This window comes from Salinicola endophyticus (assembly GCF_040536835.1).
In the GTDB taxonomy this organism is placed as follows: Bacteria; Pseudomonadota; Gammaproteobacteria; order Pseudomonadales; family Halomonadaceae; genus Salinicola; species Salinicola endophyticus_A.
The window spans coordinates 58,505-76,771 of record NZ_CP159578.1 but is presented as its reverse complement, the minus strand read 5'-3'; the positions used below and the strand labels follow the sequence as shown (position 1 = coordinate 76,771).

Annotated in this window: 15 protein-coding genes; 9 read left to right on the top strand and 6 right to left on the bottom strand. The window is 66.0% G+C overall.

The genetic code is table 11. The features are described from left to right. Positions 1–68 precede the first annotated feature (68 nt). Positions 69–1,010: a histone deacetylase gene (locus ABV408_RS00330; protein ID WP_353980569.1), complete on the top strand. Its 942-nt coding sequence runs from the start codon at positions 69–71 to the stop codon at positions 1,008–1,010. Here ABV408_RS00330 and ABV408_RS00325 read toward each other — a convergent pair. From ABV408_RS00325 to ABV408_RS00310, 4 genes are all read right to left on the bottom strand, one after another. Then, a complete protein-coding gene (locus tag ABV408_RS00325) occupies positions 920–1,954 on the bottom strand; it encodes a glycosyl transferase family 90 (RefSeq protein ID WP_353980568.1) in 1,035 nt (344 codons plus the stop codon). The two genes, ABV408_RS00330 and ABV408_RS00325, sit on opposite strands and share 91 nt — an antisense overlap. 100 nt (positions 1,955–2,054) lie before the next feature. After that, entirely contained in the window at positions 2,055–3,338 is a 1,284-nt protein-coding gene (waaA, locus tag ABV408_RS00320) for a lipid IV(A) 3-deoxy-D-manno-octulosonic acid transferase (RefSeq protein WP_353980567.1), read from the bottom strand. A gap of 6 nt (positions 3,339–3,344) precedes the next feature. Beyond that, entirely contained in the window at positions 3,345–4,775 is a 1,431-nt protein-coding gene (gene hldE / locus ABV408_RS00315; protein ID WP_353980566.1) for a bifunctional D-glycero-beta-D-manno-heptose-7-phosphate kinase/D-glycero-beta-D-manno-heptose 1-phosphate adenylyltransferase HldE, read from the bottom strand. After that, complete coding sequence (locus ABV408_RS00310) at positions 4,772–5,911, bottom strand: glycosyltransferase family 9 protein (RefSeq protein ID WP_353980565.1); 1,140 nt, start codon at positions 5,909–5,911, stop codon at positions 4,772–4,774. The genes hldE and ABV408_RS00310 overlap by 4 nt, the downstream gene beginning before the upstream one ends. 125 nt (positions 5,912–6,036) lie before the next feature. On the opposite strand from ABV408_RS00310, the gene ABV408_RS00305 reads away from it, so the two are divergent. Next, on the top strand, positions 6,037–7,257 hold the full coding sequence (locus ABV408_RS00305) for a glycosyltransferase family 4 protein (RefSeq protein ID WP_353980564.1): 1,221 nt from the start codon (positions 6,037–6,039) through the stop codon (positions 7,255–7,257). Here the strand turns inward: ABV408_RS00305 and ABV408_RS00300 are convergent. Continuing rightward, the gene (locus ABV408_RS00300; RefSeq protein ID WP_353980563.1) at positions 7,252–8,379 is read right to left on the bottom strand and encodes a glycosyltransferase family 4 protein; all 1,128 of its coding nucleotides are present in this window, start codon (positions 8,377–8,379) and stop codon (positions 7,252–7,254) included. The two genes, ABV408_RS00305 and ABV408_RS00300, sit on opposite strands and share 6 nt — an antisense overlap. 198 nt (positions 8,380–8,577) lie before the next feature. On the opposite strand from ABV408_RS00300, the gene ABV408_RS00295 reads away from it, so the two are divergent. The 7 genes from ABV408_RS00295 to ABV408_RS00265 all read left to right on the top strand — a co-directional run bounded on the left by ABV408_RS00295 (position 8,578) and on the right by ABV408_RS00265 (position 17,126). Beyond that, positions 8,578–9,327, top strand: a complete 750-nt coding sequence (locus ABV408_RS00295; RefSeq protein WP_353980561.1) for a 3-deoxy-D-manno-octulosonic acid kinase — start codon at positions 8,578–8,580, stop codon at positions 9,325–9,327. A 6-nt stretch (positions 9,328–9,333) separates the two neighbouring features. Further along, complete coding sequence (locus ABV408_RS00290; protein WP_353980560.1) at positions 9,334–11,175, top strand: DUF3413 domain-containing protein; 1,842 nt, start codon at positions 9,334–9,336, stop codon at positions 11,173–11,175. 73 nt (positions 11,176–11,248) lie between these two features. Then, positions 11,249–12,037, top strand: coding sequence for a glycosyltransferase family 2 protein (locus ABV408_RS00285; RefSeq protein WP_353980559.1), 789 nt, complete (start codon positions 11,249–11,251; stop codon positions 12,035–12,037). 4 nt (positions 12,038–12,041) lie between these two features. Next, on the top strand, positions 12,042–13,115 hold the full coding sequence (locus ABV408_RS00280) for a glycosyltransferase (RefSeq protein ID WP_353980558.1): 1,074 nt from the start codon (positions 12,042–12,044) through the stop codon (positions 13,113–13,115). A gap of 81 nt (positions 13,116–13,196) precedes the next feature. Then, the gene (locus tag ABV408_RS00275; protein ID WP_353980556.1) at positions 13,197–14,192 is read left to right on the top strand and encodes an NAD-dependent epimerase; all 996 of its coding nucleotides are present in this window, start codon (positions 13,197–13,199) and stop codon (positions 14,190–14,192) included. 117 nt (positions 14,193–14,309) lie between these two features. After that, a complete protein-coding gene (gene ddlA, locus ABV408_RS00270; RefSeq protein WP_353980555.1) occupies positions 14,310–15,407 on the top strand; it encodes a D-alanine--D-alanine ligase in 1,098 nt (365 codons plus the stop codon). Between the two features lie 174 nt (positions 15,408–15,581). Further along, positions 15,582–17,126, top strand: coding sequence for a sulfatase-like hydrolase/transferase (locus tag ABV408_RS00265; protein WP_353980554.1), 1,545 nt, complete (start codon positions 15,582–15,584; stop codon positions 17,124–17,126). Here the strand turns inward: ABV408_RS00265 and ABV408_RS00260 are convergent. Beyond that, the gene (locus ABV408_RS00260) at positions 17,123–18,082 is read right to left on the bottom strand and encodes a hypothetical protein (protein WP_353980553.1); all 960 of its coding nucleotides are present in this window, start codon (positions 18,080–18,082) and stop codon (positions 17,123–17,125) included. The genes ABV408_RS00265 and ABV408_RS00260 overlap by 4 nt on opposite strands. Positions 18,083–18,267 lie beyond the last annotated feature (185 nt).

Genomic DNA, 18,267 nt, shown 5'->3' with positions numbered 1-18,267 from the left:
ACGGCAATCGAAGAGCCCCTATCGTAATCGATCCACATGGCCCCACCAGTGACAGGACGCCGCAACCCGTGACCCGGCCCCTCGCCCCGCTACCGCTCATCCACCACCCGGGCTACAGCTGCGCCTGGCCCGAGCGCCACCCCTTCCCCATGGCCAAGTTCCGCGTACTGCGCGAGCACCTGACGACACAGGGTTTCGACCGCCATCCGGCGGTATGCTGGATCACCCCTGGACCGGCGACCAGCGATGCGCTGCTGCGGGTGCATACCCCAGAGTATCTGCAGCGCTTCGCCCTGGGCGAGACGAGTCCGTCACGCCGCACGCCCAGCGGCTTTCCCTGGTCGCCGGCGCTGGTGACGCGCACCCTGCTCGAGGTCGGTGGCACCCTGGCCACGGTGGACGCCGCCCTGCGCGAGGGGCTGGCCCTGAATACCGCCGGCGGCACCCACCACGCCTATCCGGATCGCGCCAGCGGCTACTGCTTGCTCAACGACCTGGCGGTCGCCGCGCGCCATCTGCTGACGGTGCACGGTCTCGAGCGGGTGCTGATCGTCGACTGCGACGTGCATCAGGGCGACGGCACGGCCTGGATCTTTCGCCAAGAGTCACGGGTATTCACGCTTTCGCTCCACGCGGCCGACAACTTCCCCTTCGCCAAGCAGTGCAGCGACCACGACCTGGCGCTGCCGCGTGGCACCGGTGACGAGGCCTATCTCGCCGCATTGGGCGCGGCACTGGAGCAGACGTTGACCCGGTTCGCGCCGCAGTGCGTGCTCTACGACGCCGGGGTCGATGTGCACGCCGGCGACCGCCTGGGGCATCTGTGTCTGAGTGATGCCGGCCTGCTGGCGCGGGATCGACTGGTGCTCGGGCGCTGTCGTCGCGCCGGCATCCCCGTGGCGGGGGTGATCGGCGGCGGTTACGATCGCGACCTGAACGCGCTCGCCGGTCGGCACGCCCAACTGTTCCATGCCGGGCTGGCCACCCTCGAAGCCGCGGCATCGAGCTGACCCGAGAGCGCCAGGTACTTGTGCATCACCATAAGCCCCAGCAGCAGCTCCTGGCGTGGATCGCGAAACTGGGCGACATGGGCATTGGCGCGGCGCACGATCGCTTCGGCCTCGGCGGGGTGGGCATCGTAGTAGTCCATCTTGGCTGCCATGTCGCGGCAATCTTCCGCCAGCGGTACGTAGTGCACGTAGGGCTCGAGCGTGCCCTCCATGAACCAGGTCTCGAAGCGCGGCGGCGGCATGAAGCAGAGCGAGTTCGAGGCGAGAATCCACTTGAGGTTGGTGGCCACATCCTTGCCTTCGAGGCTCAGCACGTAGCGATAGCGCAGCTGTTCACGGATCGACAGGTAGGGTCGATAGTCGCGCTGATGGCGGCGCTTGGCGTGGCTCTGGCCGATATCCATGCGCGGATGATCGCAGAACTCGCGCAGCACCGCGGCGCGATGCGCGTGGAAACACTTTCCCCGCCACACCACGCCCGAGCGCTTGTCACGAAACGCCAGACGATCATCGACGAACTGGAAATGGCGCACGCTGTTGAGCTTGAGCAGCACGCCGTTGGCGTTGCCCGGCGGTGTGGTGTGACAGATCGGGCGGCTCTTGACCAGTGTGGGCCGCTCCGGCACCCAGGTGACATCGCCGAAACGGTAGGTGAAGCGGTGGTGCGGGGCGAAGTGGCGCACGATCTGCTTGGCATCGAGATAGTAGGCGCCGCGCCGTTCGTAGCGGAAGTCGCCGACGGCGACCGCGCCTTCGCCGGGATCGAACGCCTCCCCCACGCGGTTGTAGTAGTCGACGCGCGCGGCGAGCCGCTGCCACTCGGCCTCGGAGAGTTGTTCCAACCACTGCACCAAGCGCCGACGGTAGTACGCATCGGGGATCAGCAGGCGCACGGCACCCGCGGTGTAGAAGCGCAGCTTGCGGCTCTTGAAGCGGATATCCATCGGCGGTCACCGGCAGTGATTCCTGGTCGGGGACGATTGTCGGGGTCGGGCATGACAAGCGTTTGACAGGCATCACAGCCCGTTGCCAGCGTGCCTGGCGTCAACTGCCGCCGGTGGCGGTATCCACAAGATACGTGGCGAGATGCTGGCGCGTGGCGGCTAGCGCGCCGCGGTTGGCCGCGACCACCTGGCGACCGGCATCACCCAGCCGCTCGCGCCGCGGGGCATCGTCGAGCAGTGCCGCCACCGTCTGCCCCAGGGCCTCGCCATCGGCGACCTCGCAGCGCGCCTCGTGCTCGGCCAGGGTATCGGCGATCTCGCGCAGATTATCGAGATGGGGCCCGCTCACCACGGCCACGCCGAGGGCGGCCGGCTCGAGCAGGTTGTGGCCGCCGATGGTCACCAGCGAGCCGCCGACGAAGGCGACATCGGCGCAGCCGTAGAGCTTGATCAGATCGCCCATGGTGTCGCCCAGCAGCAGCGTGGTTTCGGCGTCCACCCGGGCGCCGGCGCTGAGCCGCACCAGACGCTCGCCGGCGGCCTCGCACAGCTCAGCCACGCTCTCGAAGCGCTGGGGGTGACGCGGCACCAGGATCAGCAGCGCTTCGGGAAGCTGGCGCCGCACCTGGGCGTGGGCGGCGAGCACCTGTTCATCCTCCCCGGGGTGGGTGGAGCCGGCGATCCAGACCGGTCGCGGCCCCCAGCGCTGGCGTAGACGCCGGCTGGCCGCCAGCACGCTTTCGTCGACATTGAGATCGAACTTGAGCGCGCCGGTCATCGCCACCGCCTCGGGACGCGCCCCGAGGGTCCGGAAGCGCTCGGCATCGCTGGGCGACTTCGCTCCGACCCAATCGAGCGGCGCGAGCATGCCGCGACACAGCGCGCCGAGGCGCCGATAGAGGCGAAAGGCACCGGGGCTGAGGCGCGCGTTGGCCACCACCACCGGTATGTCGCGGCGGTAGCAGGCCGCCAGCAGGTTGGGCCACAGCTCGGTCTCGGCGATGATCGTCAGGCGCGGATTGATGCGCGCGACGAAGCGCCGGGTCGCGCCGGGAAAATCGAGCGGCAGGAAGTGGTGGCGCACGCGGTCGCCGAAGGTCTGCTGCAGCTGCCGGGCGCCGGTGGCGGTCATGGTGGTGACGATCAGGGCGTGATCGGGGTAGTCGTCGAGCAGGGCACGAATCAGCGGGGTCGCAGTGACCACCTCGCCGACCGAGGCCGCGTGCAGCCAGATACAGCGGCGCGCGCCCACCGCGGGCACATAGCCAAGCCGCTCGCGGCGCGGGTGAGTGGGCAACCACTCACGCCACACCCGCCACCAGATAAGCGGTGATAGCAGATAGAGCAGCAGCGAGTAGAGTCGCCGCGCCAGCCGGGGAGACATCGCCGCTCAGCGCTCGCGGTCGAGAATGGTATCGATCATGGTGGTGGTCGAGACGCCATCCTCGAATCCCAGCACGCGCACCTCGCCGCCGTTGGCGATCACCGCCGCGCCGCCGGCGATCTGCTCGGGAAGGTAGTCGCCGCCCTTGACCAGCAGGTCGGGCAGCACCGCCTCGATCAGCCGCGCTGGCGTATCCTCGGCAAAGCCCACCACCCAGTCGACCGCAGCCAGCCCGGCCAGCACCTGGGCACGCCGCGCCAGGGTGTTGATCGGCCGCTTGGGACCCTTGAGCCGGGCCACCGAGGCGTCGTCGTTGACCGCCACGATCAGCCGGTCACCGAGCTTGCGCGCCTGCTCCAGATAAGCCACGTGGCCGGCATGGAGAATGTCGAAGCAGCCGTTGGTCATCACTACCTTCTCGCCGCGCGCCTGGGCCGCGCGCACCGCAGCGATCAGCGGCGCTTCGGCGATCACGCCGAACTCGGCCAGCTTGTCGCCGTGCAGCGCGGTGTAGAGCTCGGCCACCGAGAGCACCGCGGTGCCCGGCTTGGCCACCACCAGCCCGGCGGCCAGATTGGCCAGCATCACCGCCTCGCCGAAACCGTGCCCGGCGGCCAGGGCCAGCCCCAGCACACCGATCACGGTGTCACCGGCGCCGGTGACATCATAGACCTCGCGCGCATGGGTCGGCAGATGCAGCGGCGCGTAGCCTTCGCGGATCAGCGTCATGCCGCGCTCGCTGCGGGTCACCAGCAGCGCTTCCAGGGCCAGCTCGGCGCGCAGGCGCTCGCCCTTCTCGGCCAGTTCGGCGTCACTGGCGCAGGGGCCAACGATCGCCTCGAACTCGCCCAGATTGGGGGTGATCACGCTGGCGCCGCGGTAGCGGGTGAAGTCGCTGCCCTTGGGGTCCACCAACACACGCTTGCCCGCTGCCCGCGCCGTGGCGATCAGCTGCTCGACCCGGTTGAGGCTGCCCTTGCCGTAGTCGGAGAGAATCACCACATCGACCCCGGCCAGAGCCTGCTCGACCTGGGCATCGAGCGGCGCGGTATCGACGTTCCACAGCGGGCTTTCGAAATCGAGACGGATCAGCTGCTGGTTGCGACTCATGACTCGCAGCTTGGTGATCGTGGGCACTTCGGGGCTACGCTGAAAGTAAGTGCTCACATTGGCAGCATCCAGCGCGCGTTCGAGACGCTCGGCGTTATCATCATCGCCGACCACGCCGGCGAGACTCGCCCGCCCGCCCAGGGCAGCGATGTTGAGCGCCACGTTGGCCGCCCCGCCCGGGCGATCATCGGCCTCCTCGACCTTGACCACCGGCACCGGTGCCTCGGGCGAAATGCGCGACGTGCCGCCATGCCAGTAGCGGTCGAGCATCACGTCGCCGACCACCAGCAGACGCGCGTGCTCGAGCTGGGAAAGATCGACTTTCATGCGTTGGACTCCCTGTCATCATGAGCCACCGGCCCCGCCTCGGGCCGATGAATCCCGCCATCATCCCGATTCGTCGCGGTATCCGCCAGCAGCCGATCCAGTTGATCGACCACGTCGTCGAGGATGATCAGGCTCATGGCATCGGCATGGCGCACACGGGTGCCCCAGTTCACCGTCTCCGGTGTCTGATGCAGATAGTGCGCCAGGGCATCGGGATAGCGGTCGACCACGTGGCGACGCCAGCAGTAAGGCGCGGCGCGATCCGGGTTGGTGGTGGCATAGAGCCCCAGGGTCGGCGTGCCCAGGGCGTTGGCCATGTGCACCGGGCCGGAGTCCGGCGCGATCACCGCGCGGGCGCGGTCAAGCAGCGCCAGGAGCCCCTTGAGTGAGGTGCAGCCGATCGCATCGACGATCTCGACCTGCGGGCAGAGCCGCCGAATCTGCTCGCCCATCTCGCGCTCCTGGGGGCTGCCGCCGCCGCTCAACACGCTGACTAGGCCGTGGCGCTCCCAGGCATGCGCGATCACCGCGGCATAGCCCTCGGCCGACCAGTTGCGGAAATTGCGCAGTCGCGGGTTGGCGCACGGGCTGATCACCAGATAGGGCGCTTCACCGCTGAGGCGGGCGGCCTCGGTATAGGCGGCGTCGGGAATCGGCAGCGACCAGTCGAGCGAGGTGTCCTCGACCCCCAGCAGACGGGCGAAATCCATGAACGACTCGAGCACGTGGGCGCGCGGGTGCGGCGCCAGCTGGCGCTGGGTGAACCAGTGCTGCCAATCCTTGGCCCGCGCCTTGTCGTAGCCCACGCGCAGATCACACTTCAACCCCAGCGACAGCACGCTGGCCCGCAGTGCCTGCTGCATGTGCAGCAGCACATCGAAACGCGTGCCGCGCAGTCGGCGCCAGATCCGGCGCATGCCGCCGAAGCCGGTGGACTTGTCGTAGACCACGAACTCGACGCCGGAGAGCCCCTCCAGCAGCGCGTGCTCGGTCTTGCCCACGATCCAGGTGATACGCGCATCCGGCCACTGGCGCTGCAGGGCACGCACCGTGGGCACCAGATTGCACACGTCGCCCAACGCCGACAGGCGCAGAATGGCGATATGGCGGGGCTGCGACGGGAGGGAATGTTTCATGAGGTCGACCGACTTCCCACTAGCTTAAAGCGTTCATTCTAACGGATGTTGCAAGAGGATGATCCGCGGTCAGAAGAACAAGCGTTATAGTGACACCTCATGACAGCTTTCGAGAGACAAGGCCTATGACTGGAAAAGACTTTTCTGATCCCAGCACGATTCGAATGGGCCACTTGGTCAGCCTGAGGAACTTAGGTGGTGTCGAGCGCTATTTTACGCGCTTCTATACGCGCCATGCGCCCCGGAACGACCATCATGTTCTACTACAAACCAACGACGTGCATCCATTACTCGAACCCGCGTATACCGCCTATCGGCCATCACGGCTGCACAGCATCAAAGGCGGTCGTTGGCATATTCCCAAATTCATGCCAGGCACGCGCAAGCGCTATCAGTTGAACATGATGCGCCGTCTCGAACTAGACGCTGTGGTTGTCTGGAATAAAATCGCCAATCATCCTTTGGCGTTCGACGGCACTATCCCGTTGATTCATTTCGAGCGCGGCAGTGCCTGGCTAGCACAGGACGCACCTGGCTTGAGAGGCTATCTCACCCGACTGAACGGCGTTTTATGCAACTCCTACGCTGGCCTGCGCATGCTGCAACTCAAATGGCAACTCGATGAGCATATCCCCCATCAGGTATTGCAGAACGCCATCAGCCTGCCGACACGGATAGCGGACCATCCCGGCGATCGCTTTCGACTCGGTTTTGCGGGACGGATGACGGGGCTGAAAGCGCCAATGGTTGCCCTGGAGACCTTCGCCGAACTCAAACAGCGCTGCCCCGAGGCAGAGCTGTGGATTGCGGGTAATGGACCACTGGAGCCGGTACTCAAGCACTGGACATCCAAATGGGGACTGGAAGAGAGCGTGCGCTTCCTAGGGCTGGTCGATGACATGCCGCAGTTCTACGCGTCTCTGGACGCCTTTATTTGCCCCTCCTGGCGCGAGCCTTTTGGCAACGTGGTTCAGGAGGCTTTGGCCCATGGCGTGCCGACTCTGGTGGGCAATGTAGATGGTCTACCGGAGCTGGTGCGTCATGATGTCAATGGCGCAGTATTGAGCCCCAGTCGCTCTCGTCAAAGCCTGGCGCATTACGACCCCCGCTGCGCAGAAGGGCCCAACGATGTCTACGACCCTACCACGGACAGTCTCGCCGATGCAGGCATCCTCGAGCCGGCGGAGGCCGCAGCGGTACTTGAGAGCTGGGCTCACGCGCCCTCATTGCGCAAACGTATGGCCCTCGCAGCCCGCGAGCAGGTAGAACAAGAGTTCGATCTCGACCGCTACGGAGAAACACTGGTCGATTTCGTCAGGCAAGTGGCTCGTAAAACCTCCTCATAGTGAGGCAAAAGAACGCTTCAGCTTTTCCGTCTGTCGGCGATAGGAGTACGCGCTCGCCAACCGCGCCAGAGACTCGCCTAGAGCGTCGAGATCGTCTTGCTCGATCAGCCGCTCAATGCGCGCCACCCAGCCTTGAGTATCTCGGCTATCGAAGATCAGATCGGAGTGCGACTCTTCGAGCAGTTCGGCCGCGCCGGTGGTGCGCGACAGCAGCACCGGCGTACCGCAAGCCATCGCTTCGAGCGAGACCCTGCCGAACTCTTCGATATGTGCCGGCAGCACGAATAGATCCAGCGCGCCATAGAGGGTCTCGACATCACTGACCGTCGAGCGCCACTCGAAAGCGTCGGCGATGCCGGCAGTGTCGGCCTGCTGGCGGTAGGGAGCGGCATCGTCCTTGCCCACCACCAGGAAGCGGCAGCGTCCTGGCAGTCGCTGTGTCAGCGCCGTCGCCATCTCGACGAACCCCGCCACGTTGCGCTTGGTGAAATTACCGGAGGTGATCAAGCCGATCAGGAAGGTGTCGTCGTCAGCGCCGAGCGCTTGGCGCCGGGCATGGCGATCTCCGCGCGCACGTTCGACATTGAACACTTCGGGGTCATAGCCCGGATAGCTGATCTCTATCTTGGCGGCGTCGATGCCGTAGCGTGTTTGAAAATCCTCCGCCATCAGGCGCGAGTTGACCGCCACCTGGCGAAACTGGCCGCCGCTGAGCACGTGATCATGGATCGCCGCGACCTCGTGCCCCGCTGGCAGCTCGCGCCCATGAATCAGGCGGCTGGCGAGGTGCACGCAGTTGTGCATGTAGACCGTATCCGGCGTCTCGACGTCGCCGTGGCTCACCAGCAGCGCTGGACGCTGACGACGACACCAGGCCTGCACCCGGCGATTGAACCAGAAGCGCCGGAAAGGCCCTTTCAGCGGCCAGCGCCATAGGCGAACCAGCTCGGCACCGAAGCGCTCGGCCAGCGCAGGGCGGCCACGCTCGGCCAGAATGACCACGCGGTAGCCCAGGCCCCCCAGGGCGACCGCCTGCTCGAAGGCGTTGCGACTGGCGCCGGTGCTCTTATCCACCTGGCGAATGGCAATGACCGCCAAGGGCTTGTGTGAATCGCGGGTCACGAGGCTTCCTCATGGATGAAAACGGATAACAACGCGCGTCGAGTGCCGCGCTATGCGCGGCAGGTGCCTGCGCCGGGCCACGCAGCGTGCCTAGGCGCTTGCCTTCCGGCACGGGTACAATGCCGCGCGAACAGTGGACGGCGCCTGGCCGTCAGTCAAACCGCCGGCTGAACATGGCGGCGCCAACAGGATCCGGCCATGGCCCTTGCGACCTACCATCACCGCGGCACCCACATCTTATACGATCCGGCCCGCCTCGCTCAGCCCGATCATGCGCTGCTGCCAACTCCAGGCCCGGATTGGCTGAGCCCCGCCGCGTGGCGTGCCAAGGGCCTAGTGGTGGGCTCGGCACCCGGCCGCGGCGCGAGTCAGTTCCTGCAGGTGGGAGACCAGGCCTGGGTGCTGCGCCCCTATCGGCGTGGCGGCATGGTCGCCCGCCTCAGCGAGCAGCGCTACCTCTGGCAGGGCCTTGAGCGCACCCGGGCCTTTCGCGAGCTGCGCCTGACCCTGGCGCTCTACGAGCGTGGCCTGCCGGTACCGGCCCCGGTGGCCGCGCTGGTCTGCCACCGGGGGCTCAGCTACCGTGCGGCCCTGCTGACCCAGCGCCTGGCGCACTCACGCGCACTGGCCGACTGCCTGGACCCGAACGCGACAGCGCTGCTGCATGACGTGGGGCGGGTCATTCGGCGCTTCCACGACGTTGGCCTCGACCATGTCGATCTCAACGCGCGTAACCTGCTGATATCGACCGACCCGGCTTCAGGTCGCAACAAGGTGTGGATGATAGATTTCGACCGCTGCCGCCTGCGCCCGGCCGGAGCCTGGCAGCAGCGCAACCTAGCACGCCTGGAACGTTCCCTGGCGCGCTTTTCCCCCGCGAACGCCAGCGCCCTCTTCGCCGCCATACTCGATGGCTATCACGGCGCCGACGCTTCTGATCAAGGTTAGAGTCCCATGCACGACACCCTGAGACGCCGCTGGCGTACCACGCTGGTCTTCGCCCTGCTGCAGCTACCGCTGGTGTGGCTGATCGCCCTGCGCTACACCCCCTATCTGGCGCTGCCGCACAATGCCATGGGCATCGCCTATCTGGTCCTGACCTGGATCGGACACTTCGGCATGCTGGTGCTGCTCGGCTGGCTGCCGCTGGGCGTGCTGGCGCTGGTGCTCAGGTCACGCTGGCTATGGCTGCCGGCCACACTGCTGGGCGCGCTGGGACTGTGCGCGCTGCTGCTCGATACGGTGGTCTACGCCCAGTACCGCTTCCACGTGAATCTGTTCATGGTGTCGCTGTTCTTGAACGACAAGAACGGCGAGATCTTCGACTTCACCACCTCGACCTGGTTGGTGGTCGGTGCCTGTGTCTTGGTGGCGCTGGCGCTGGAAGCCTGGCTCGCCCGCCGGGTGATCATCGGCGATCGCGGGCGCCGCCTGCCCAAGGGCCTGATCTGCGGCGTGATTCTGCTGACACTGATCGGCAGCCATGTCGTGCACCTGATCGCGGATGCCCGCTACATGCGTAGCGTCACCCAGCAGGTGGGCATCTACCCGCTGCTGTTCCCGGCCACCGCCAAGGACTTCATGGAGAAGCATGGCTGGCTCGACCCGCGTGCGGCGCGCGCCGAGCGCGCCGACATCGACGGCAAGCAGGCGCAGAATCTCGACTGGCCCAAGCACCCGTTGAGCTGCCAGGCAGACTCACCGCCCAACGTCCTGGTGGTGCTGATCGACTCCTGGCGCGCCGACGAATATGGCCCCGAGAACACGCCCAATCTCTACGCCGCACTCGACGCCAGCGGCCGACGCTATCTCGACCACTTCAGCGGCGGCAACGCCACCCGCAACGGCACCATGAGCCTGTTCTACGGCCTGACCGGCAACTACTACGCCTATCTGGACAACACCCAAACCCCGGCGCTGTTGATCACGCAGATGCAGAAGCAGGGCTATGCCATGGGTATCTTTGCCTCGGCCAGCCTCAACGGTATCGGCTTCGATCGCACCATCTTCTCCTCGATCCAATCACTGCGTCTGCGCACCGAGGGGCCGACACCTGCCGCGCGCGACCGCCAGATGACCGACGACTGGCTGGCCTGGCTGTCGCAGCAGGAGCAGTCAGACACGCAGCCGTGGTTCGGCATGCTGTTCTACGACGCCCCTCACGGCTACGACGTGCCGGCAGACGCAGCCCAGCCCTACCAGCCCTCGATCCAGGATATGAACTACCTGAAACTGGGGCCGGATACCGACCCGACGCCTTACTTCAACCGCCACCGCAATGCCGTGCACTACGACGACACCCTGCTCGGCGAGGTGATCGACGATCTCAAGGCCAAGGGCGAGTGGGGCAACACTCTGCTGGTGGTCACCGCCGATCACGGCCAGTCGTTCAACGACTTCGGCAAGAACTATTGGGGCCACAACAGTAACTTCGCCGCCCCCCAGACCCACGTGCCGATGATCGTGCACGGCCCTGGCGTCGACCCCGGCACGGTCGACGGCATGACCAGTCATCTCGACGTGGCGCCGATGCTGATGCGCCATGCCCTCGGCTGCACCAACCCGCTCTCCGACTATGCCCAAGGTGTCGACCTGCTCACCCCGGGTATCGATCAACCCTGGGTTCAGGCCAGCAGCTATCTGGACTACGGCATCATCGAGCCGTCGCGGATCACCGTGATCGACGGTGCCGGCCAGTGGCAGATTCTCGACCACCGCCTCGACCCGATCCCCGGCGCCGAGTTCTCGCCCGCGGTTTTTCAGGCGATGCAGACTTTCCGTCAGTTCTATCGCTAGGACGTGCGCAGCTACAATGGACGCCGCCAAGCCCCTCCAGGGCGCGCGTCCATCGACGACTCAGGATACAGCCATGGCTAATATCAGCGGCGTGGTGATCACGCTCAACGAAGCGGACAACATCGAAGCCTGCCTGGCCTCGCTGGGACGCGTGTGCCAGGAGCTGATCGTGGTCGACTCCGGCTCTCGCGATGCCACCGTGGCCCTGGCCGAGGCCTGCGGCGCACGTGTCATCAGTCAGCCCTATCTGGGTGACGGCCCACAGAAGAACGTCGGCCCGGCGGCCGCCAGCCATCGCTGGGTGCTGTCGCTGGACGCCGACGAGCGTCTCACCGACGCGGCGGTGGCCACGATCGGTGCACTCGATCTCGAGAACACGCAGCACGACGCCTTCGCCCTGCGCCGGCGCAACTTCATCGGCAGCCGCTGGGTGAAGCGCTGCGGCTGGTACCCGGACTACTGCCTGCGACTCTATGATCGCCAGCGCTGCGCCTTCTCCGACTCGCGTCAGCACGCCTCGGTGCAGGCACGCCAGCCGCACCGGCTCGATGCCGATCTCGAGCACTACTCCTTCGCCAACCTGGGCGAGCTGTTCGGCAAGGCCAGCGGGCGCTTCTCCAACCGCGCCGCCAAGATCATGTATCTGAAGGGCAAGCGCGCCAACGCCGGCTCGCCGGCGCTGCACGGTGCCAACGCCTTCATGCGCAAATACCTGTTCCAGGGCGGCATGCTGGGCGGGCTGGACGGCCTCTCGGTATCGCTCTCCGCGGCGGTCAACGCCTATCTCAAGTACGCCAAGCTGCTCGAACTTCAGCGCGATGCCCGGGTGCGCGACGCCGAAGATTTCGACAAGGTGTGGTGAACGCATGTCGGCTGCTCCTCTGCATGTCCGCCACGTCAATCTCGCCCGCGGCTTCCGTGGCGGCGAGCGTCAGACACTGCTGCTGATCGAGGCGCTGGCACAGCTCGGCCAGGGCATCACCCAGAGCCTGGTATGCCGGCGCGATTCACCGCTGCGTAACCAGCTGATCACCCCGGAGGTGCAGTTGATCGATGCCGATCACGCCCTGGCCGGACACCTGCGTGCGCCGCGCCCCAGTCTGGTCCACGCCCACGAGGCCAAGGCAGTGCACTGGGCCTGGCTCGAGCGGCGCCTGCGCGGTACCCCTTATCTGCTCACCCGGCGCGTGCCCCAGCCGGTCAAGGACAAGCCCTTCAACCGCCTGACCTATGGTGCTGCAGCCCGCGCCGTGGCGATCTCCTCGGTGATCGAGACCCATCTGCGTCAGCGCGCCTGGTGCCCGGTCGAGCGTATCCCCAGCGTGCTTTCCGGTCAGCCCAGCGACCCGGCGAAGGTGGCGGCGCTGCGCCAGCGTTTCGCCGGCCATCCGGTTATCGGCCACATCGGCGCGCTGGTCGACCGCCACAAGGGCCAGCGGGTCCTGCTCGATGCCGCCCGCCGTCTGCGCGAGAGCCACCCCGAAGTGCGCTTCCTGCTGCTCGGCGAGGGCGAAGATGCTGAAGCGCTCGCGGCCGAAAGTCGGGATCTCGGCAACGTGATCTGGGAAGGTTTTCAGCCCAACGTCGGCGACTATCTCGAGATCATGACGCTATTCGCCTTCCCCTCGCGCAACGAGGGGCTGGGCTCGACGCTGCTCGACGCCATGGATCATGGTGTACCCATCGTGGCCAGCCGGGTCGACGGCATCCCGGATCTGATCGAGGATGGGGTCAGCGGCGTGTTGGTGCCGCCCGCCGATGGCGCCGCCCTGAGCGCAGCGCTGGCGCAGCTGCTCGACGATCCGTCACGCCGCCGGGCGCTGGCCACGGCCGCCCGTGCGCGTTTGGCGGCCTTCACACCCGCGGCCATGGGGGCGTCCTACCTGGCTTGCTACCGTAGTATCCTCGACGAGCGCAGGCAGCTTTCACCCGACGTCTAACGTCACGCACAGGGCGTGATAAACCACAACCGCGCCCTGCTACCCACTCATAAGCGAGCGGCCGGCACCAAAGACGACACCATGAAACTACTCATCACCGGCATGGCCGGTTTCATCGGCCACGCTGTGGCAAAGCAGTTGGCCCCGCGCGGGATCGAGATCGTCGGTATCGACAATCTCAACGACTACTACGACGTGGCGCTCAAGCACGCCCGCCTCGCCGATCTCGAATCCTATGCCAACGTGCGTTTCGTTGCCTGTGATCTGACCGATCGCGACGGCATGCAGGCGCTGTTCGCGCGCGAACGCTTCACCCGGGTGATTCACCTGGCCGCCCAGGCCGGCGTGCGCTATTCGCTCGAGAACCCCCACGCCTACACCGACAGCAACATCAGCGGCCATCTCAACGTGCTCGAGTGCTGCGCGCATCACGCCATCGAGCATCTGGTCTACGCCTCCTCCAGCTCGGTCTACGGCATGAACCCCAAGGTGCCGTTCTCGACCCAGGACAACGTCGATCAGCCGATCAGTCTCTACGCGGCCACCAAGAAAGCCAACGAGCTGATGGCCTATACCTATGCCCACCTGCATCGTCTACCGGTGACGGGGCTGCGTTTCTTCACCGTCTACGGCCCCTGGGGGCGACCCGACATGGCGCCGTTCAAGTTCACCCGGGCGCTGCTGGCGGGCGAACCGATTCAGGTCTTCAACCATGGTGACATGCAGCGTGACTTCACCTATATCGACGACATCGTGGCCGGGGTGACGCGCATTCTCGAGGTGATCCCGCTGGCAGGCAGTCTCGATGCCGACCCCGGCAGCCAGCGCCCGCCCTACGCGCTCTACAATATCGGCCATGGCAGCCCGGTGGCGCTGATGGACTTCATTCACGCCCTCGAGAAGGCGACCGGACGCCAGGCACGCTGCGACTTCCAGCCAATGCAGCCGGGCGACGTGCCGCGCACCTGGGCGGATACCGAGGCCTTCTTCGCCGCCACCGGCTATCGCCCCCGAATCGGCGTGGAGGAAGGCGTGGCACGCTTCGTCGACTGGTATCGGCGCTTCTATCGCGTCTGACATCATCAGGCACCGCGGCCATGGCCAGCCCGGGCAGCGCAAAGGCCGACGACGTGGCATCATGGCGCGCAGGATGGCGCCCCAGGCGCTCACCAGATCTATCAGCGGAGCGGTGGCATGAGCAAAATTCGGGTCGGAGTGATCTGCGGCGGCAAGTCGGCGGAGCACGAAGTCTCTCTGCAGTCGGCGAAGAACATCGTCGACGCGCTGGACCGCGAGCACTTCGCGGTCAGCGTCATCGGTATCGACAAGCAGGGCCAGTGGCATCTCAATGCGGCCGATGACTTCCTGCACCACGCCGACGATCCGCGGCGTATCGCGCTCAATCCCTCGGCGGGCGATCTCGCCCTGGTCCCGGGCCGCCCCAGCTCACAGCTGATCGCCGCCGACGACGCGCGCCAGATCCTCGACCAGCTCGATGTGATCTTTCCCATCGTCCACGGCACCTTGGGCGAGGATGGCTCGCTGCAGGGACTGCTGCGTATGGCCAACCTACCGTTCGTCGGCTCCGGCGTGCTCGGCTCCGCCGTGGGCATGGATAAGGACGTGGCCAAACGGCTGCTGCGCGACGCCGGCGTCCCGGTTGCCCCCTTCGTCACCTATACCCGTCACAGCGCCCGCGAAGCGGACTTCGAGGCCCTGCGCGACACCCTGGGGACGCCGCTGTTCGTCAAGCCCGCCAATCAGGGCTCCTCGGTGGGCGTCAGCCGGGTCGAGAGTGCCGCGGCGTTCACCGAGGCCTTGGAACTGGCTCTGGCGTTCGACCACAAGGTGCTGATCGAGGCCGCCATCGACGGCCGCGAGATCGAATGCGCGGTGCTCGGCAACGAACACCCCGAGGCCAGCGTCTGCGGCGAGATCGTGGTATCCCAGGGTTTCTACTCCTACGACACCAAGTATATCGACGACGGCGCGACCATCGCAGTGCCGGCGGACATCGAAGAGGCGGCGAGCGAGCGTATCCGAGCGCTCGCGGTGCGCGCCTTCCAGGTGCTGGAGTGCGCTGGCCTGGCCCGGGTAGATGTCTTCCTGACGCCGGCGGGCGAGGTGGTGATCAACGAGATCAATACCCTGCCGGGCTTCACCCGTATCAGCATGTACCCCAAGCTGTGGCAGGCGAGCGGGGTGACCTATCCGGCACTGGTGACGCGCTTGATCGAACTGGCACTGGCGCGTCACGCCGCCGACGAAGCTCTACGCAGCTCGCGCGACTGAGATTTTTTGCGCAAAGTCGGCGAGGAAGCCGGTCACCGAACGGTCATGATAAAGTCATCCTGACCCGCCGCGAGCCGGCACGCTCGAGCAACGGCACTCAGGCGGTACCCGGGATGGGTGCCGCGCCTCAGCGGACGTTCACGGATCGAAAACGTCATGACTCTCTCCCGCAATATGCGACGTTGGTTTGTACTCACTTACATCGGACTCTGCATCGGCTATGCGGTCATGGTGATGTGGGTACTGCCCTGGTGGACCCCGGCGCTGATCGCGCTGGCCTGGCTGGTACCGGCCCATCGCTTCGGCTGGGGCGCCCCCGAGCAGCGCGCGGCGCGGCGCCGAGCCTGGCCCTGGTCGCTGCTGCCGCTGGCCCTGTGGTGGGTCTATATCTATCTCGATGACAGCTTCGGCAAGCTCGATCTCGGTGCGGTGATCTTTCACCTCCAGGCCGGCATCGAGGAGAACGGCAGCACCGACCGCCAGATCGCCGGCGCAATCTACACCCTCGCCGCCATCCTCATGCTGGTATGCGTGACCTGGCTGGTACGCGCAGACCATCGCTGGCGCCTGTGGGAGCGCGTGCTCAGCCTATTTCTGCTCGCTTTCAATCCGCTGCTGTTCGGACTCTCGCTGCGTGGTGCCTCGGTGATCGACGACAACGCCTCGTGGCTCGCCGATCGCTATCGTCCGCCGCAGATCGTCTCCGCTCCGAAGCAGCCACCCAACCTGATCTATCTCTATCTGGAGAGCACCGAACGCACCTATGCCGATACCCAGCGCTTCGGTAATGCCTATGAAGACCTGACCGCGCTGGGCCGCCATGGCGTGGTCTTCCACGGCGTTCAGCAGCTCGACAACACAGGCTGGACCATGGCCGGCATGGTTGCCAGCCAGTGCGGCGTCCCGCTGATGCCAGCGGGGCTGATGCACGACAACCAGTTCGAGCCGCTCTCCGACGTGCTTCCCGGCGTCGACTGCCTGGGCGACCTGCTCAAGGCCAGAGGCTATGCGCTGACCTTCATGGGTGGCGCCAGCACCAAGTTCGCTGGCAAGGCGAAGTTCTATCGCGGCCACGGCTTCGATACCGTGCTGGGCAAGGACGAGCTGCTGGATCGGACCCCCAAGGACTATCTCAACGACTGGGGGCTCTATGACGACACTCTGCTGGGCCTGGCCGAGGCGCGCATCCGCCGCCTGCACGACGCCCACAAGCCCTACGCCTTCTTCGGTCTGACTCTGGCTGCGCATCCGCCGTTCGGCCATCCGTCGCAATCCTGTCGCGACAATCAGGGGCCGTTCGATGGTACCGACATTCTCTATTCGGTGAAGTGTACCGGCTGGCTGGTCAAGAACTTCATCGCGCGGCTCGATGCCGATGGTTTGCTAGACAACACGCTGGTGGTGGTGTCCAGCGACCACCTGTCGATGAAGAACTCGGCCTGGGAGCAGTTGATCGCGGGGCCGCGTGAGGACACCTTGATCCTGTTGGGCAAGCACCAACGCCCTCGTATCATCGAGCGCCAGGGCAGTATGGTCGACGTCCTGCCGACGGTGCTCGAGGCGATGGGCTTTGGTGTGCCCGACCATCGCGCCGGCCTGGGTGTCTCACTGCTGTCGTCGCAGCCGACGCTGGTCGAGCGCTACTCGCTGGAGGAGCTGAACCGACGCATGCGCAGCGAAAATCGCCTGCAGGAAGAGCTATGGAACGGCGTCAACTAGCACGCCGTCCTGTCGCGTTGCTCTTGATGCCCTTCGCCGCTGGCACGCGCCCGCTCCTCTCCACAAAGCGCCCAAGAGGCGGCACGCATGGGTGATGGGCACGCCGTCGGATGCTGCCGGCGTGGAGCCGGCCAACTAAAGGGCTCCTCTCGGCGAACCGGATCTAGATCACCCGGCTCGCGCTCCGGCAGGCACCCTGGCAGCGCCGCGGCGACCCGGGCCAGCGCCTGCTCGCCCCGCGCGCCCTGGACCACGCGCTCCCACCAATGGCGATGCACGGCGCGAACCACCACCGGAATCGAGGGCAGACCCAGGCGCTGGGCCATTGCCAGCCGATGCAACCCGCGATTGATCTTGAGCAGCGTGCCGTCACGGGTCACCGCCACTCCCAACGCATCCTTGCCCAGGCTGGCATCGAAGCCATAGGTAGCCATATGGTCGAGATAGCCTAGGTAGGTGCGCAGATAGGCCAGGATCTTCTCTTCGGAGTCGAGCACCAGGCCTTGGCTGCGCGAGCGCCAGGGGTTTCCCGCCGCCAGCCGAGAGCGATACTGGCGAAAGCGTTCGGTGCGGGTGAGATCGTCGCGGTTCTCATCCAGATCGCTGATGAAGCGATAGCGCGAACCGAAGCGCAGATCCCCCCGGCTACGGTCCCAATCGCCCTCCCAGATGAACGCGGACGATGGATTCTTCCGGCCACCGACGCCCGCGGCGTTGCGATCGCGAATCAGCTGACGTGGATCGATCTCGACCACCAGCGCAGCGCCCAGCCGCGCATCGACCACCCGGCGTGGCAGGCCTCGCCGAACTACCAGGTCACCGCCCGGCCAACCCCGTTGCCAGTAGCTGAAGAGCGCGTTTTCCAACGGTCGTACAACGCTCTGCTGGACGGCGCCACGCAACCGTATCACCCCGCGTGCAGCGGTCTGCTCGATCGCCGGTTCTGACGCGCACATACCATCCTCTCGCTCCCGCCTATGGCGAGAGTGCTCGGGCGCCGTTGTCGGCAGCGAGGGGCAGGCGTGACGGGACATGATCGACTCGATTCTTCGGGGAGTTGCCAGCAAGCGCATGAAACGCGGCTCGGCAAAAATATAGCACCCTTATTAGGGTGCTATTCAATTTCCCTTAGGATAGCAGT

What these genes read in the sequence shown, in the direction of transcription:
- ABV408_RS00280 (WP_353980558.1), top strand. Translation starts at nt 12,042, where the DNA reads ATGTCGGCTGCTCCTCTGCATGTCCGCCACGTCAATCTCGCCCGCGGC.
- ABV408_RS00275 (WP_353980556.1), top strand. Translation starts at nt 13,197, where the DNA reads ATGAAACTACTCATCACCGGCATGGCCGGTTTCATCGGCCACGCTGTG.
- waaA (WP_353980567.1), bottom strand. Translation starts at nt 3,338, where the DNA reads ATGTCTCCCCGGCTGGCGCGGCGACTCTACTCGCTGCTGCTCTATCTG.
- ABV408_RS00285 (WP_353980559.1), top strand. Translation starts at nt 11,249, where the DNA reads ATGGCTAATATCAGCGGCGTGGTGATCACGCTCAACGAAGCGGACAAC.
- ddlA (WP_353980555.1), top strand. Translation starts at nt 14,310, where the DNA reads ATGAGCAAAATTCGGGTCGGAGTGATCTGCGGCGGCAAGTCGGCGGAG.
- ABV408_RS00305 (WP_353980564.1), top strand. Translation starts at nt 6,037, where the DNA reads ATGACTGGAAAAGACTTTTCTGATCCCAGCACGATTCGAATGGGCCAC.
- ABV408_RS00265 (WP_353980554.1), top strand. Translation starts at nt 15,582, where the DNA reads ATGCGACGTTGGTTTGTACTCACTTACATCGGACTCTGCATCGGCTAT.
- ABV408_RS00295 (WP_353980561.1), top strand. Translation starts at nt 8,578, where the DNA reads ATGGCCCTTGCGACCTACCATCACCGCGGCACCCACATCTTATACGAT.
- ABV408_RS00310 (WP_353980565.1), bottom strand. Translation starts at nt 5,911, where the DNA reads ATGAAACATTCCCTCCCGTCGCAGCCCCGCCATATCGCCATTCTGCGC.
- hldE (WP_353980566.1), bottom strand. Translation starts at nt 4,775, where the DNA reads ATGAAAGTCGATCTTTCCCAGCTCGAGCACGCGCGTCTGCTGGTGGTC.
- ABV408_RS00290 (WP_353980560.1), top strand. Translation starts at nt 9,334, where the DNA reads ATGCACGACACCCTGAGACGCCGCTGGCGTACCACGCTGGTCTTCGCC.
- ABV408_RS00260 (WP_353980553.1), bottom strand. Translation starts at nt 18,082, where the DNA reads ATGTGCGCGTCAGAACCGGCGATCGAGCAGACCGCTGCACGCGGGGTG.
- ABV408_RS00325 (WP_353980568.1), bottom strand. Translation starts at nt 1,954, where the DNA reads ATGGATATCCGCTTCAAGAGCCGCAAGCTGCGCTTCTACACCGCGGGT.